Consider the following 14,462-nt stretch of genomic DNA (forward strand, 5'->3'; position numbering starts at 1 on the left):
AGTGGTGGTCCGGGCACAACCAACGTCGCGGCAATTGATCCGTTTCACGCATCAATGCATACCAACAATGCACTTATCATATTGATCGCCCTGCTCCACCATTCGCCCCAATAAGAACCGTGCACCGCGTCCAGGCAGTGCACGTCATAAAAGCGGTGGAGTACAGGTCAATGACAACATCAAGTCCTTCCGGGCGCTCTCGCGCCGGTGCAATTTTCCGGGTCACCTCGGGCAACTTTCTCGAACAGTTCGACTTCTTTCTTTTCGGCTTCTACGCCACGCAAATCGCTGCCGTGTTCTTCCCGGCCAGCAGCGAATTCGCATCACTGATGATGACCTTCGCCGCATTCGGCGCAGGCTTCCTGATGCGTCCGCTGGGCGCCGTGGTGCTCGGCGCCTACATCGACGATGTGGGTCGACGTAAAGGCTTGATCGTCACGCTGTCGATCATGGCCAGCGGCACTATTTTGATTGTGCTGGTGCCTGGTTACGAAACCATAGGGCTGCTTGCGCCCGCCATTGTGCTGATAGGACGCTTGCTGCAAGGCTTCTCGGCAGGTGCAGAGATGGGGGGTGTTTCGGTGTACCTCTCCGAGATCGCCACACCCGGCAACAAAGGCTTCTTCACCAGTTGGCAGTCCGCCAGCCAGCAAGTGGCGATCATCGTCGCGGCGGCGCTCGGTTATGGCCTGAATCAGTGGATGGCACCGGCGATGATTGCCGACTGGGGCTGGCGGATTCCGTTTTTCGTCGGCTGCATGATCGTGCCGTTCATTTTTTTCCTGCGCCGTAACCTGGAAGAAACCGAGGAGTTCGCCGCGCGCAAGCATCGGCCGAGCATGGGCGATGTGTTCCGCACCTTGGCGCAGAACTGGGTGATTGTCTTCGCCGGGATGATGATGGTCGCCCTGACCACCACCGCGTTCTACCTGATCACCGTGTACGCGCCGACCTTCGGCAAAACCGTGCTGCACCTGAGCACCTCCGATGCGCTGTTGGTGACCTTGCTGGTGGGCGTCTCGAACTTTTTCTGGCTGCCGATTGGCGGCGCATTGTCCGACCGCATCGGCCGGCGCTCGGTACTGATCGCCATGACCCTGCTAACCCTCGCCACCGCGTATCCGGGGCTGACCTATTTGGTGAACGCACCGAGCTTCCTCAACATGCTGTTGGTGCTGCTGTGGCTGTCGTTCATCTACGGTTTGTACAACGGCGCGATGATTGCGGCGCTCACGGAAATCATGCCGGTGGAGGTTCGGGTCGCCGGTTTCTCGCTGGCCTACAGCCTCGCCACCGCAGTGTTCGGCGGCTTTACCCCGGCGATGTCGACCTTCCTGATTCAGTACACCGGCGACAAGGCTGCACCCGGTTACTGGATGAGTTTCGCCGCGTTCTGTGCCTTGTGCGCGACGCTTTATCTCTATCGCCGCTCAACTGGCCGCCTGCAACCAGCGATATCGTGAACCTGCCCATTTCGAGAAAATGACCATGAGAAAATTATTCAATGTTGCAGCCTTGGCCTTGCTGGCCGGCCTCGGCCTGAGCGCCGTCGCCGAGGCGGAAGAAATCCGCGTGATGACCTCGGGTGGTTTCACTGCCGCCTACAAAGTACTCGGTCCGAAATTCGCCGCGTCCACCGGCAATACGCTCGACACCACCTTTGGCCCGTCGATGGGCAAGACACCGGAAGCAATCCCCAATCGCCTGGCTCGCGGCGAAAAAGCCGATGTGGTGATCATGGTCGGTTACGCCCTTGACGACCTGATCAAGCAAGGCAAAGTCGACCCTGCGTCACGGGTCGAACTGGCGGATTCGCGAATCGGCCTGGTGGTGCGCGAAGGCGCGCCGAAACCGGACATCAGCTCCGTCGATGGCCTGAAAAAGACCTTGCTCGACGCCCAGTCAGTCGCCTATTCCGACAGCGCCAGCGGTGTCTACATCGGGAGCCAGCTGTTCAAGCGCCTGGGCATCGAAGACCAGCTAAAACCTAAATCGAAGATGATTCCGAAAATCCCCGTGGGCTCGGTGGTTGCCACCGGCGACTACCAACTGGGCTTCCAACAAGTCAGCGAATTGTTGCCCGTGCCGGGCGTAAGTTTTGTGGCGAAAATTCCGGAGTCGGTGCAATCGATAACACGCTTCGCTGCCGGCATTCCGGTGGGCGCGCAGCACCCGGCGCAAGCCAAGGCGCTGCTCGAATACATGGCCTCCTCCGCTGCTCAGCCGGATGTGAAAGCCACCGGACTGGACTCGGTCAGTCGCTGACCTGGACTTTCATTTTGACAACCAAACGTTCCAGCTCCAACGCCGCCGGGGTCAGGGTTCGACCCCGGCGCTTTATCAAGCCGACACTGCGCATCACCTGCGGATCGGTCAACGGCACCCGCGTCAGAATCGGATGATCTGCCGCCGGCATCGCCATCAACGGCACGGCCGCCACCCCCAAACCCGCCTCCACCAAACCAATCATTGTCGTCACATGCCGGGTTTCGCAGATGCTCTGCCGCTGCGGTACCACGCCAGTCAGCGCCTGATCCAACAGAAAACGATTGCCGGACGTCTTGTCCAGCGAGATGTAATCCTGCTGATAAAACTCATCCCACGTCACGCTGCTGCGCCCTGCCAACGGATGATCGCGCCGACACGCCACCACATAGCCTTCCTGCACCAGCGGCGCGAAATCCACCTCGGCCTCCAGCGTGCCCATGAAACTCAGGCCGAAATCCGCTTCTCCATTGACCACCGCGCTGAGCACTTCGTGGGCGCTGGAATCCAGTACTTTGACTTTGATCCGCGGAAACTGGCTGTGGTACTGGGCGATCACTCGCGGCATGAAGTAGTACGCCGCCGACGGGACGCACGCGACCGTGACATGGCCGAGCCGGGTCGAGGCGACTTCGCTGATGCCCAGCAGTGCCACGTCCAGATCGTCCAGCAGCCGCTCGACGCTGGGCATGAAAGCGCGCCCGGCCTGGGTCAGGCTGACTTTGCGGGTGGTGCGTTCGAACAACCGCACGCCGAGTGCGTCTTCGAGTTTTTCGATGCGCCGGCTCAGGGCCGGCTGCGAGATGCGCACGGTGTCGGCGGCCTTGCGGAAGCTGCCCTGTTCGACCACGGCGCGGAAGGCTTGCAGATCGTTGAGGTCGAAATTGATGGCCATGGTGTGCACTCGAAGGACGGACTTATTGATCAGCTTATCCTATGAATGCAACCAATTGATGCGATATGTAACTACATCCTGGTCGCCTGCCTGGCCGCTATCGTGAGCAAGCCCGCTCCTACAGTGGATTTGCGTCTACCACTAGAACCCAGTAGGAGCGGGCTTGCTATGGCGCAATATTAGTCAACACAAAGGTCATGTTCAGGCTGACGCATGAAGCCTCACCCTTTATCCTTGGCCCCCCCGGCCGTACCGAGTTCTGGAGTTTCGCCATGCCCCACGAAGGCAACCTGTTGCAAGCCGCTGTCGTGTTTCTGTTCGCGGCGGTGCTCACCGTGCCCTTGGCCAAACGTCTGCAATTGGGGGCGGTGCTGGGTTACTTGTTTGCCGGCGTCATCATTGGGCCGTCGGTGCTGGGCTTGATTGGCAATCCACAAAGCGTCAGTCACATCTCCGAACTTGGCGTGGTGTTGCTGCTGTTCATCATTGGTCTTGAACTGTCGCCGCGCCGCTTGTGGGTGATGCGCAAATCGGTATTTGGCATGGGCCTGGCGCAGGTGCTGCTGACGGGCTCGGTGATTGGCCTGCTGGCGTTGCTGGTGTTTGGCCAGCCCCTCAATAGCGCGATTGTGCTCGGCCTTGGCCTGGCGCTGTCGTCCACTGCATTTGGCCTGCAAAGCCTGGCCGAACGCAAAGAGCTGACCAGTCCCCACGGGCGACTGGCGTTTGCGATTCTGCTGTTCCAGGACATCGCCGCGATCCCGTTGATTGCCATGGTGCCGCTGCTGGCGGGCGGTGATCACTCCACCAGCGCTGCCGAAAACTTGAACCACGGTTTACGGGTGTTGGGCAGCATCGCGGTGGTGGTGATCGGCGGGCGGTATCTGTTGCGGCCGGTGTTCCGTGTCGTGGCCAAAACCGGGCTACCGGAGGTTTCTACCGCCACCGCGCTGTTGGTGGTAATTGGCACGGCGTGGCTGATGGACCTGGTCGGTGTGTCCATGGCGCTGGGGGCGTTTCTCGCCGGTTTGCTGTTGGCGGACTCTGAGTATCGCCATGAACTGGAAGCGCAGATCGAACCCTTCAAAGGCCTGTTGCTGGGGCTGTTTTTCATAAGCGTCGGCATGGGCGCAAACCTGAGTTTGTTGCTGAGCGCGCCGATCACCGTGCTGGGCCTGACGCTGCTGCTGATCGCTATCAAACTGCCACTGCTGTTCGTTGTGGGCCGATTGGCCGGTGGTTTGGGCAAGGTCAGCGCGATTCGCCTGGGCATCGTGCTGGCGGCCGGGGGCGAGTTTGCGTTCGTGGTGTTCAAGATCGGCCGGGATCAGGGCTTGTTCGAACCGCGCCTGTACGACTTGCTGGTGCTGACGATCACGTTGTCCATGGCGGTAACGCCGCTGTTGCTGCTGATCTGCGCGCGCCTGGTCAGCCCGAAGGTGCAGCCGGTGGTGGTACCGGAAAAATTCCGCGACATAGACACCGACGAACCCCGCGTGGTGATCGCCGGCATGGGCCGGATGGGACAGATCATCGCCCGTATCCTGCGCGCACAGAACATCAAGTTCGTGGCCCTCGACACTTCGGTGGAAACCATCGAACTGTCCCGCAGTTTCGGCGGCGTGCCGGTGTTCTACGGCGATCCGATGCGCCCGGAAATCCTCAGCGCGGCCAAGGTCGGGCAGGCGCAATACTTTGTCATCGCCACTGATGATCCAGACACCAACATCAAGACCGCCGAGTTGGTGCACAAGCTGTACCCGCACATCAAAATCATCGCCCGCGCCCGTAACCGCCAGCATGTGCACCGCTTGATGGACCTGGGCGCCGAAGCGATTCGGGAAACCTACTATTCGAGCCTGGAAATGAGCCGGCGCACACTGGTCGGACTCGGACTGACCCAGGCCCAGGCCGATGCGCGGATCAAGCGCTTCAAGCATCACGACGAACAGGTGCTGGAAGCGCAACATGCGGTGTATGACGACGCGGCGAAGGTGTTGCAGACGGCGCAGGAGGCCCGGGGGGAACTGGCGAGGTTGTTTGAGGCCGATCAGTTGGAAGAGCAATCCGGCAAGGTTTGATCCTTTTGGGTCAGTCAGGCCCCCATCGCGAGCAAGCTCGCTCCCACAGGGGCCGGTGAACTACACATACTCCATGTGGGAGCGAGCCTGCTCGCGAAGAACGATAACGCGGAAATTCAGACAAACCAGATTTCTAACCACTGAGATGACTGCGGTCCAGCACCGGCTTCGAGATTATCGCTGACGCTGACTGACGGCATTGCCGGACCGGCCGGGCAGCATGCGCGTCAGGGTGTTGTCGCGGACCCAATAGTGATGGAACAAACCCATTGCCGCGTGTAAGCCGATCAGCCAGTAGCCGGTGCTGCCGAGCAGTTCGTGCCAATGCTTGAACTGCTTGGCCTGGTCTGGATCAACGGCGACCAGTGATGGCAGGTAGAAATCGAAATAGGGCATCGGCTTGTCCCCCGCCGAGAGCATCAGCCAGGCGAGTACCGGTGTGGCGATCATCAGCACATAGAGCGCCAGATGCATCAGGTGCGAAGCGCCGATCTGCCACTTTGGTAGCGCCGGGGTAATGGGCGGCCGAGGCGTCAAGCGGCCGAGCAAACGCACCCAGACCAACGCAAAAATGCTCAGCCCGAACACGCCATGCAACCCAAGAAACAATCCCCTCAAGGCGTTGCCCTTTGGCACCAGGCCTTTGATTTCGATGCTGGCATAAACGCCAACAAACAGCGCCAGCATCAGCCAGTGCAAGGTGATCGAGAGTTTTCCGTAACGCTGTGTCACTGATTCGCGGGTCATAAAGGGCCTCGTGAAGGTCATTGTCGGCTGTCGAGTCATTCGCGCAGCCTGGATCCGGTATGTCACCGCTCCGCTGGGCGGCCAACGTGCCAGCGCAAGCTTAAGGCAATCTGAAGACAGCTGCGAACGCGCCTCTTCGCCGCCTTCAGGTTCCGTTAAGAAACGCCTCCGATACTCCTCTCACATTCACCCTGGGGAGGCATCTTCCAATGCCCGATTTTGACTGGAACATTCCTCTGCCCCTGCACTTCGGCCATGCCGAAACCCCGCCGCTGAGTCTGGCCAGGGCGTTGCAGGACGAGCCTCAGCGTCCAGTCTTCGAAACCTTTATCCAGCAACGCTTCCGCAAGGCCCATGGGGCTGACATTCGTCATTTCATGCCGGAGTTGTTCGGCATGAGCAACGCGTCGGGAGAACTCTGTGCGGTGGCGGGCGTGCGAGTGGCACACAGCGGCGAACTGTTTCTGGAGCGTTACCTGGATGAACCGATCGACCCGCTGATCAGCGCTGCTGCCGAACGCCCCGTGGACCGGTCCGGCATCGTCGAAGTGGGCAACCTGGCGGCCTGCGACACCGGCAGTGCGCGAATGAGCATCATCGCTATCACGTACCTGTTGGCCATGGGCGGCCTGGAATGGGTGGCGTTCACCGGCAATATCGGCCTTGTAAACAGCTTTCTTCGCTTGGGCTTGAAACCCGTAACGCTCTGCGCTGCCGATCCCGAGCGACTTGGCGACGACCGCCACAGCTGGGGCAGTTACTACGAGAGCAAGCCTTGGGTGCACGTTGGCAACATCCGCGCCGGCTTTATCCACTTGCGCAACATCGGCATGTTCAATCGCCTGGGGCTGCCAACGTCCATCGAGGAATCCAGCCATGTCGCCTGAAATAGAGCGTTTTAAAAAGGTCCTGCGCAGCCACGCCGAACGCAAGCCCCACACCCTCGCGCTGTGGGGCGATCAGCTGACACTGGACTACGCCAAGCTCTACGCCGAAGTCATGTATCGCCAACAGCGTCTGCGCGAGGAGAACGTCAAGGTGGTTGCCCTCGCGCTGAACAATGGCGCCGAAGCGATGCTTTGGGACCTCGCCATATTGTTCGAAGGTTTGACCTGCCTGACACTGCCCCCCTTCTTCAGCCAGGCCCAACGCAGGCATTGCCTGGAACAAAGTCACGCAGAACGGGTGATCGCCGAGCCGGAACTGGACGTTGAGCTGCAAGCAGCCGGGTATGAGAAAACCGGTGAGTTCTGGTTCAAAACGTTCAACAGCCCGAACCGGATGCCCGAAGGCACCGCCAAACTGACTTTCACCTCCGGCACTACCGGCACACCGAAAGGTGTGTGCCTGAGCGCCGAGAGCATTTTGAGCGTCGCCCGTGAGCTGGATCAGGCCAGCAAACCCACCCGCCCGCAGCATCACCTCGCGTTACTGCCCCTGGCGATCCTGCTGGAAAATCTGGGCTGCTATGCCGCGCTCTATGCTGGCGCGACTTTGAGCCTGCCCAGCCAGAAAACCCTTGGCATTCAGGGTGCCAGCGGTGTTGATGTGCCGCGACTGCTCGGTTGCCTGACCGCCCGAGCTCCTGAAAGCCTGATCCTGGTGCCGCAGTTGCTGTTGATGCTGGTCAGCGCCGCCGAACAAAAGGCCTTTTCGCCCGACTCATTACGTTTTGCCGCCGTAGGTGGCGCCCGGGTTTGCGAAGAATTGCTGCATCGCGCTCAGCGCCTCGGTGTTCCGGTTTACGAAGGCTACGGACTGTCGGAATGCGCCTCGGTGGTGTGCCTCAATCGGCCGCAGGCACGCCGTCCCGGCAGTGTCGGCAAACCATTGCCCCATGTGGAGATTCGCCTGGCCGACGACGGCGAAGTATTGATCAAGGGTTCAACTTTGCTGGGGTATCTGGGAGACGTGCCATTCACCGATGAATGGTGGCCCAGTGGCGATCTTGGCGAATTCGACCCCGACGGTTTCCTCTACCTCAGAGGGCGCAAAAAACATCAGTTCGTCACCAGTTTCGGTCGCAATGTGAACCCGGAGTGGGTCGAGGCCGAGTTGACCCAGCGCCGTCATATCGCTCAGGCCTTCGTCTACGGCGAAGCCATGCCGCGCAACCATGCGCTGCTCTGGCCCCATCGCCCGGACTGCAGCGACGCAGAACTGGCCGCCGCCGTGACCGAGGTCAACGAGACCTTGCCCGATTACGCCCAGGTTCATCACTGGACTCGTCTGGATCAACCTTTCACACCTGCCAATGGCCTGCTGACCGCCAATGGCCGACCGCGCCGCGACGCCATTGTCGAGCATTACCGGGCGCAACTGACTGAATTTGCACTTTCCGAGGAATCCGCGTCATGAGTTTTTTCGACACACTGCAAGAAGCAACCCAGCAAGAACGCCATGCGTTGTTCAATCTTCCAATCATTTGCGACGCCCTGGAGGGCAAGGTCAGCCTGGAAAGCTACCGCGCCTTTCTGACTCAGGCCTACTACCACGTACGTCACACCGTGCCGTTGTTGATGGCCTGTGGCGCGCGTTTGCCGTTGCGCCTGGAGTGGCTGCGTGAAGCGGTGTGCGAATACATCGAGGAAGAATACGGTCACGAAAAATGGGTGCTCAACGACATCGAAGCCTGCGGCGGCAACAGGGATGCCGTGCGTGATGGTCGTCCGTCCTTGCCGATCGAGTTGATGGTCAGCTTTCTCTACGACCTGATTGCCCGTGACAACCCGGTAGGTCTGTTCGGCATGGTCAACGTGCTGGAAGGCACCAGTATCGCCCTCGCCACCCACGCCGCCGGCAGCATTCGCGCACGTCTGGACTTGCCGGAAACGGCCTTCAGCTACCTCAGTTCCCATGGTTCCCTGGACATCGGGCACATGCAGACCTACCGCCGACTGATGAACGCCCTCGACGATCCGGCCGACCAGGCCGCGGTCATTCACGCCTCCAAAGTGGTCTACACGCTTTACACCGACATGTTCCGCGGGCTGCCGCGTGACGGGGAGAACCTGCATGCGCCTCTCTGAAGCTCGCGTTGTACTGACCGGTGCCAGTGGCGGCATCGGTCTTGCCATCGCCACGGCCCTGTGTGCCAGTGGTGCCCGCGTGCTGGCGGTAGCCCGGCATCGGGAATCCCTGGAACCGCTGCTCGAGCGCTATCCGCAACACCTGTGCTGGGTCGGTGCCGACCTGATGTTCGTTGCCGATCGACGCAAAGTGCTGGCCGCCGCTGAAGCCATCGGCGGTATCAACCTGCTGATCAATGCCGCCGGAGTGAATCACTTCGCCATGCTTGAGCAACTCGAAGACAGTGACATCAATGCCATGTTGGCGGTGAACATCAGCGCGCCGATCTGCCTGACCAAAACCTTACTGCCGCTGCTCAAGCAAGCCGAGAGCGCGATGGTGGTCAACGTCGGTTCGACCTACGGTTCTATCGGCTACCCCGGCTACGCCAGCTATTGCGCCACCAAGTTTGCCTTGCGCGGGTTTTCCGAAGCGTTGCGCCGGGAGTTGGCGGACACCCGTGTCGGCGTGTTGTACGTCGCGCCGCGTGCCACCCGCACGAGCATGAACAGCCCGGCGGCGCAGGCCTTGAATGACGCACTCAAATCCAATGTCGATGATCCGCATACCGTCGCCTCCGCGGTGATTCACGCGATCGCCGGTGACCATCGCGACTTGTACCTGGGCTGGCCAGAACGCTTTTTCGTGCGTTTAAACAGCCTGCTGCCCAACCTGGTGGACCGAGGCTTGCGTAAACAATTGCCACTGATCCGGCGCCTTAGTCAGAAGCCCGACAACGAGAACCTCAAACCATGAAAAAATTCGCCGTATGCCTGTTGCTGGGCGCCCTGAGCCAGAGCGTCTGGGCCTTGGACAACGCTGACCAGCAACGCCTCTCCGGCATCCAGCAAAGCTGGGCGCACATTCAATACGAACTGCCGGCGGAGCAACGTACCGCGGCGTTTGAAAAGCTCGCTGCCCAAGCGGCAGCCTTCACTCAGGAACGCCAATCGGTGGCCGAGGCCTGGATCTGGTCCGGCATCGTCTCCAGCAGTTGGGCGGGTTCTCAGGGTGGGCTCGGTGCACTGAGCAAGGTCAAGGATGCAAAGGTCGACCTGGAAAAGGCCCTGGCCCTGGACCCAAAAGCCCTGCAAGGCTCGGCCTATACCAGCCTTGGCGCACTGTACGATCGCGTACCCGGCTGGCCCATCGGCTTCGGCGACTCGGACAAGGCCGGGCAGTTACTCAAACAGGCCTTGCAACTTAACCCGAACGGCATCGATAGTCTGTACTTCTGGGGCGACCATCTCTACCGTCAGAAACGCTATGCCGACGCTAAATCGACGCTGCAACAAGCCTTGCAAGCGCCGCCACGGCCAGGTCGGGAAACCGCCGATGCCGGACGCCGCAAGGAAATCGAAGCGTTGCTGGTCGACGTGAACAAGAAACTCAACTGACAGGAGTCCATGTGCGTTTATTACTGATCGAGGATGACGTGGCCCTCGGCGAGGGCATTCATCAGGCCCTGAGCCGCGAGGGTTACACTGTCGACTGGTTGCAGGACGGCAGCAGCGCATTACATGCGCTGCTCAGCGAAACCTTTGATCTGGCCCTGCTCGACCTCGGCCTGCCAGGGATAGACGGCCTCGAAGTGTTGCGCCGCTTGCGTGACACCGGTTCCAACCTGCCGGTGCTGATCCTCACCTCCCGCGATGCCACCGAAGACCGCATCGCCGGGCTGGACGCCGGTGGCGATGACTACTTGATCAAACCCTTTGATCTGGCCGAACTCAAGGCCCGTCTGCGGGCCTTGTTACGGCGTAGCGCGGGGCGCGCCCAGGCGCTGATCGAACACGCCGGCATCAGCCTGAACCCCGGCACACAGCAGGTCAGTTACCAGGGCGAGCCGGTGGCACTGACGCCCAAGGAATATCAGCTGCTCCACGAATTGCTCTCGCCACCGGGCAGGGTCATGACCCGTGATCATTTGATGCAGTTGCTGTACGGCTGGAACGAAGAAGCTGAAAGCAACACCCTGGAGGTACACATCCATCACTTGCGCAAGAAATTCTCCACTGACCTGATCCGCACTATCCGCGGTGTCGGTTACCTGGTGGAGGAGCGTCGTTGACTTCCATCCGGCGCCGTACCCTGACGCTGATCATCGGCCTGATGCTCACCGGCCTGGCGGTGATCAGCGCGTTCAACCTGCACGACAGCAACCACGAAATCGCCGAAGTCTACGATGCCCAACTCGCCCAGAATGCGCGGTTGCTGCAGGGTGTCATGCGCATGCCCTTGACCGGCAGGGAACATTCCGAGCTGTATCAGGCGTTCAACAAGGCTTTGGGCGAAGCAGAGCCAAGGGTCGACGGCCACCCCTATGAATCCAAGATTGCCTTTCAAGTCTGGAATGCCAAGGGTGAAGTGCTGGTGCACACCGCCAGCGCGCCCTCCTTCACCGTACCTGCGGCGCAACCCGGTTTCAGCGATGTCGTGGACCTGAACACTCGTCACTGGCGCGCGTTCATGCTCGAAGACAAACAGAACAACCTGCGCATCTGGGTCGGCGAACGGGACGACGTGCGCTCGGACCTGGTGGACCGGATCGTTCTCCATACCCTGTGGCCCAATATTCTGGGCAGCCTGGTGTTGGCGGCGATGGTCTGGATGGCCATCGGTTGGGGCCTCAAGCCTCTGGCCGATATGGCGGCAACCTTGCGGGTGCGGCACAGCGGCTCGCTGGAACCGCTGCAAATGAATCCGTTGCCCAGTGAACTGGAACCGATGCAAGCGGCGCTCAACCGCATGCTCGCGCAGATACAGGAAGTGCTCGGTCGCGAACGTCGCTTCATCGCCGACGCGGCCCATGAAATGCGCACGCCCCTGGCGGTGTTGCGGGTGCATGCGCAAAACCTCCTGGAGGCCGGCACCGAACAGGAGCGGCGAGAGTCCCTGGAGTTTCTGATCGCGGGCGTAGACCGTACCAGCCGCCTGGTGAATCAATTGTTGACCATGGCCCGCCTCGAGCCCAAAGCCGTGGCGCCGGTGTTGCACCGCATCGATTTGACCGAAACCGTGCGCGACAGCCTGGTCCAGCTAACACCCTGGTTGCTGAGTAAAAATCTTGAGCTGGCGTTCGAGGTCAACGACCGGCCCTTTGAAGTGATCGCCGACGCCGCCGCGATCGACATTGCCCTGAACAATCTGATCAGTAACGCCGCCAATTTTTCCCCCAAAGGGGGCGTTATCACTGTGCAGCTAAGTCAGGGGGATGGCTTCTATTCGCTGAGTGTCGAGGATCAGGGACCCGGCATCGACGAAGCCGATCGCGGGCGATTGTTCGAACGTTTTTACAGTCGGGGGAATGCTCAGGGAGCGGGTTTGGGGCTGACCATCGTCAACACTATCGCGACTCGGCTGGGGGGACGGATTACGCTGGCCAATCGGCCTGAAGGCGGGCTGCGGGCTACGCTGTCGATTCCGGATGGTCATTCGTGCAGCCCGTTGCAGCGCACCACCAGCGAACTGCCGTCGGAGGGGTGAGTGATCGCGGTGCTACTTTGACTCGGGGATCCGAGACGCTTTGATTGGGTGTATATCCGTTTTTTGGATAGCGGCCGCTATTGGTTTCGCTTTTACAGCGAGTCACTTTCGAAAAGCCGGAATGCCGGCCCAGACGAAAGTAACCAAATCGCTTTTGTCCCTTTCGTTCGGTGCCTCGCTGTGGCGGTGCATCGAGATCAAAAGCTGGAGGCGAGCTAACGCTCGGCCTGATGAGTGGTGAGAATCAAAAGCGCTACGCCGATCCAATATCCACCGTAGGAGCGAGCTTGCTCGCGATGGACCTGAACGATAACGCGTGCTGTCTGGAAAAATGCGCTGCCTTCGAATTCATCGTCGGAACGCCGCCCGGAGCAAGCTTGCTCCTGCATTGCTCGCGAAGCTCTTGATCCTGCCGTTGCTTTGGCTTTGGCTTTTGATCTACCTGACCGTCAGCCGCCGCTACCAAAGAAATGGATATGTACACCCAATCAAAACCCCATTCAGGGCTTCAAAGGAATCTCCATATCGCGCTCTGACAATTCTTTACCATCGTCCGGATGTTTCCAGTCCGGTGTCGAACGCTTCTGCTCCTCAATCTCTTCTTCCGAAGGTTCATCCACGTCTTCTTCCGCCTCCGGATGCTTTTGCTCAGTAGCCATGTCTACCTCTCTTCCCGAAGGGATCACTCATCCATATTAAGCGTAGAACACTTTCAAAGCCCCCGGTTCAAAGCCACCAACGCAGCAAAAAGAAAAACCCCATGCTCAACAACATGCTGAGCAAGGTGTTGCGGGTGTAAAGCACCAGCCCCACCGCCACCAGCGAACTGATGAGGTACGGGTTATCCCAGTGCAGATTCAGTTGTTTGTCAGGCATGAACACTATCGGCCCGCAAATTGCCGTCAGCATGCCCGGTACGGCAAAGCCCAGAAACTGCCGGGCATTGCTGCTCAGGCGTACCGGCAACCGCGGCTCGAGAAACACGTAACGGTTGAGGAAAACCAATACCCCCATTCCGACAATCACCGCCCAGACCATCATGTGCGCGCCCCATGGAATTTATTGCAGACAAAGCCAGCCGTCATGCCCGCCAACCCCGACAGCACCAACGCCGAGCCCCATTGCCAGTAGCTGAACAGCACCGAACAGAACAGCGACACCGCCACGCACACCACGGTCGGTACGCTGCGCACCACCGGGGTGATCAGGGCGATGAAAGTCGCGGCGATGGAGAAATCCAGCCCCAGGTGTTCCAGCCCCGGAATGCTGCTACCCAGCACGATGCCGGCCAGGGTGAAGAGGTTCCAGGCGATGTAGAACGTCAGGCCGACACCCAACGCGTACCAGCGATTGAACTGTTGTTTGTCATGCTGGCTGGTCAGGGCAAACAGCTCATCAGTGAGCAGAAAGCCCAGCCCCATCCGCCAACGCCCCGGCAACGGTGAAATCACCGAACGCAGGCTCATCCCGTAAAGCAAATGCTGGGAGGTCAGCAACAACGTCGTCAGCAGAATCGAAAAGATCCCGGCCCCGCCCTTGAGCATTCCGATCGCCACCAATTGGGCGGCCCCGGCAAATACGATGCTCGACAGGCCTTGGCCTTGCAGGGGCGTGAGATTGGCTTCGATCGCCATGGAGCCGGCCAGCAAACCCCAGGGCGCGGTCGCCAGGGACAACGGCATGATCGCCACGGCGCCGCGAAGAAAGGCACTGCGTGGCATGAATGAGTTGGACATAACGCTCTACAACCAGGGAAAGACCTCAGACTGTGCCAGCAGTCACGGCCGATGGCTTGAACAATCTTGCGCACTTGTGCGGCGAACGTGCGCCGCGAACTTTGTCCATTCATCGGCTGCACGCTTGATTCGACACGATAGTAGCAACATGATGGCGCTGCATTTTTCATTGAGGTCTGGCCC

At 60.0% G+C, this 14,462-nt stretch carries 15 protein-coding genes; 10 read left to right on the forward strand and 5 right to left on the reverse strand.

Annotation, left to right across the window (positions count from 1 at the left end; genetic code table 11):
* Positions 1-170: 170 nt before the first annotated feature.
* Together ACM6IR_RS09015 and ACM6IR_RS09020 are read left to right on the forward strand one after the other, a co-directional pair.
* A complete protein-coding gene (locus ACM6IR_RS09015; protein ID WP_414907393.1) occupies positions 171-1,463 on the forward strand; it encodes an MFS transporter in 1,293 nt (430 codons plus the stop codon).
* Between the two features lie 25 nt (positions 1,464-1,488).
* Positions 1,489-2,265, forward strand: coding sequence for a substrate-binding domain-containing protein (locus tag ACM6IR_RS09020; RefSeq protein ID WP_414907394.1), 777 nt, complete (start codon positions 1,489-1,491; stop codon positions 2,263-2,265).
* On the opposite strand, the gene ACM6IR_RS09025 is transcribed toward ACM6IR_RS09020, so the two are convergent.
* Positions 2,255-3,160, reverse strand: coding sequence for a LysR family transcriptional regulator (locus ACM6IR_RS09025; RefSeq protein WP_414907395.1), 906 nt, complete (start codon positions 3,158-3,160; stop codon positions 2,255-2,257). The genes ACM6IR_RS09020 and ACM6IR_RS09025 overlap by 11 nt on opposite strands.
* A 272-nt stretch (positions 3,161-3,432) precedes the next feature.
* Here ACM6IR_RS09025 and ACM6IR_RS09030 point away from each other — a divergent pair, with 272 nt between their 5' ends.
* Positions 3,433-5,241 carry a monovalent cation:proton antiporter-2 (CPA2) family protein gene (locus ACM6IR_RS09030; RefSeq protein ID WP_414907396.1) on the forward strand — a complete coding sequence of 603 codons (1,809 nt, stop codon included), beginning with the start codon at positions 3,433-3,435 and terminating at the stop codon, positions 5,239-5,241.
* A gap of 174 nt (positions 5,242-5,415) precedes the next feature.
* Here the strand turns inward: ACM6IR_RS09030 and ACM6IR_RS09035 are convergent, their stop codons facing one another.
* Positions 5,416-5,988: a cytochrome b gene (locus tag ACM6IR_RS09035; RefSeq protein WP_414907397.1), complete on the reverse strand. Its 573-nt coding sequence runs from the start codon at positions 5,986-5,988 to the stop codon at positions 5,416-5,418.
* Between the two features lie 209 nt (positions 5,989-6,197).
* On the opposite strand from ACM6IR_RS09035, the gene ACM6IR_RS09040 reads away from it, so the two are divergent.
* From ACM6IR_RS09040 to ACM6IR_RS09070, 7 genes are read left to right on the forward strand one after another with little or no spacing between them, the layout of a single operon-like run.
* Positions 6,198-6,875 carry a thermostable hemolysin gene (locus tag ACM6IR_RS09040; protein ID WP_414907398.1) on the forward strand — a complete coding sequence of 226 codons (678 nt, stop codon included), beginning with the start codon at positions 6,198-6,200 and terminating at the stop codon, positions 6,873-6,875.
* Positions 6,865-8,346, forward strand: coding sequence for an AMP-binding protein (locus ACM6IR_RS09045; protein ID WP_414907399.1), 1,482 nt, complete (start codon positions 6,865-6,867; stop codon positions 8,344-8,346). The genes ACM6IR_RS09040 and ACM6IR_RS09045 overlap by 11 nt, the downstream gene beginning before the upstream one ends.
* On the forward strand, positions 8,343-9,017 hold the full coding sequence (locus ACM6IR_RS09050) for a TenA family transcriptional regulator (RefSeq protein WP_414907400.1): 675 nt from the start codon (positions 8,343-8,345) through the stop codon (positions 9,015-9,017). The genes ACM6IR_RS09045 and ACM6IR_RS09050 overlap by 4 nt, the downstream gene beginning before the upstream one ends.
* On the forward strand, positions 9,004-9,813 hold the full coding sequence (locus ACM6IR_RS09055; protein WP_414907401.1) for an SDR family oxidoreductase: 810 nt from the start codon (positions 9,004-9,006) through the stop codon (positions 9,811-9,813). The genes ACM6IR_RS09050 and ACM6IR_RS09055 overlap by 14 nt, the downstream gene beginning before the upstream one ends.
* Positions 9,810-10,454: a tetratricopeptide repeat protein gene (locus tag ACM6IR_RS09060; RefSeq protein WP_414907402.1), complete on the forward strand. Its 645-nt coding sequence runs from the start codon at positions 9,810-9,812 to the stop codon at positions 10,452-10,454. The genes ACM6IR_RS09055 and ACM6IR_RS09060 overlap by 4 nt, the downstream gene beginning before the upstream one ends.
* A gap of 11 nt (positions 10,455-10,465) precedes the next feature.
* Positions 10,466-11,128 (forward strand): response regulator, encoded by a 663-nt coding sequence (locus ACM6IR_RS09065; RefSeq protein WP_414907403.1) that lies wholly within the window; start codon positions 10,466-10,468, stop codon positions 11,126-11,128.
* A complete protein-coding gene (locus tag ACM6IR_RS09070) occupies positions 11,125-12,543 on the forward strand; it encodes an ATP-binding protein (protein WP_414907404.1) in 1,419 nt (472 codons plus the stop codon). The genes ACM6IR_RS09065 and ACM6IR_RS09070 overlap by 4 nt, the downstream gene beginning before the upstream one ends.
* Before the next feature lie 500 nt (positions 12,544-13,043).
* Here the strand turns inward: ACM6IR_RS09070 and ACM6IR_RS09075 are convergent, their stop codons facing one another.
* From ACM6IR_RS09075 to ACM6IR_RS09085, 3 genes are all read right to left on the reverse strand, one after another.
* A complete protein-coding gene (locus ACM6IR_RS09075; RefSeq protein WP_414907405.1) occupies positions 13,044-13,202 on the reverse strand; it encodes a hypothetical protein in 159 nt (52 codons plus the stop codon).
* A 67-nt stretch (positions 13,203-13,269) separates the two neighbouring features.
* Positions 13,270-13,581: an AzlD domain-containing protein gene (locus tag ACM6IR_RS09080; RefSeq protein WP_414907484.1), complete on the reverse strand. Its 312-nt coding sequence runs from the start codon at positions 13,579-13,581 to the stop codon at positions 13,270-13,272.
* Positions 13,581-14,279 (reverse strand): AzlC family ABC transporter permease, encoded by a 699-nt coding sequence (locus ACM6IR_RS09085; protein ID WP_414907406.1) that lies wholly within the window; start codon positions 14,277-14,279, stop codon positions 13,581-13,583. Before ACM6IR_RS09085 ends, ACM6IR_RS09080 begins: the two co-directional genes overlap by 1 nt.
* Positions 14,280-14,462 lie beyond the last annotated feature (183 nt).

Source organism: Pseudomonas sp. IT-P253 (genome assembly GCF_949768125.1).
In the GTDB taxonomy this organism is placed as follows: Bacteria; Pseudomonadota; Gammaproteobacteria; order Pseudomonadales; family Pseudomonadaceae; genus Aquipseudomonas.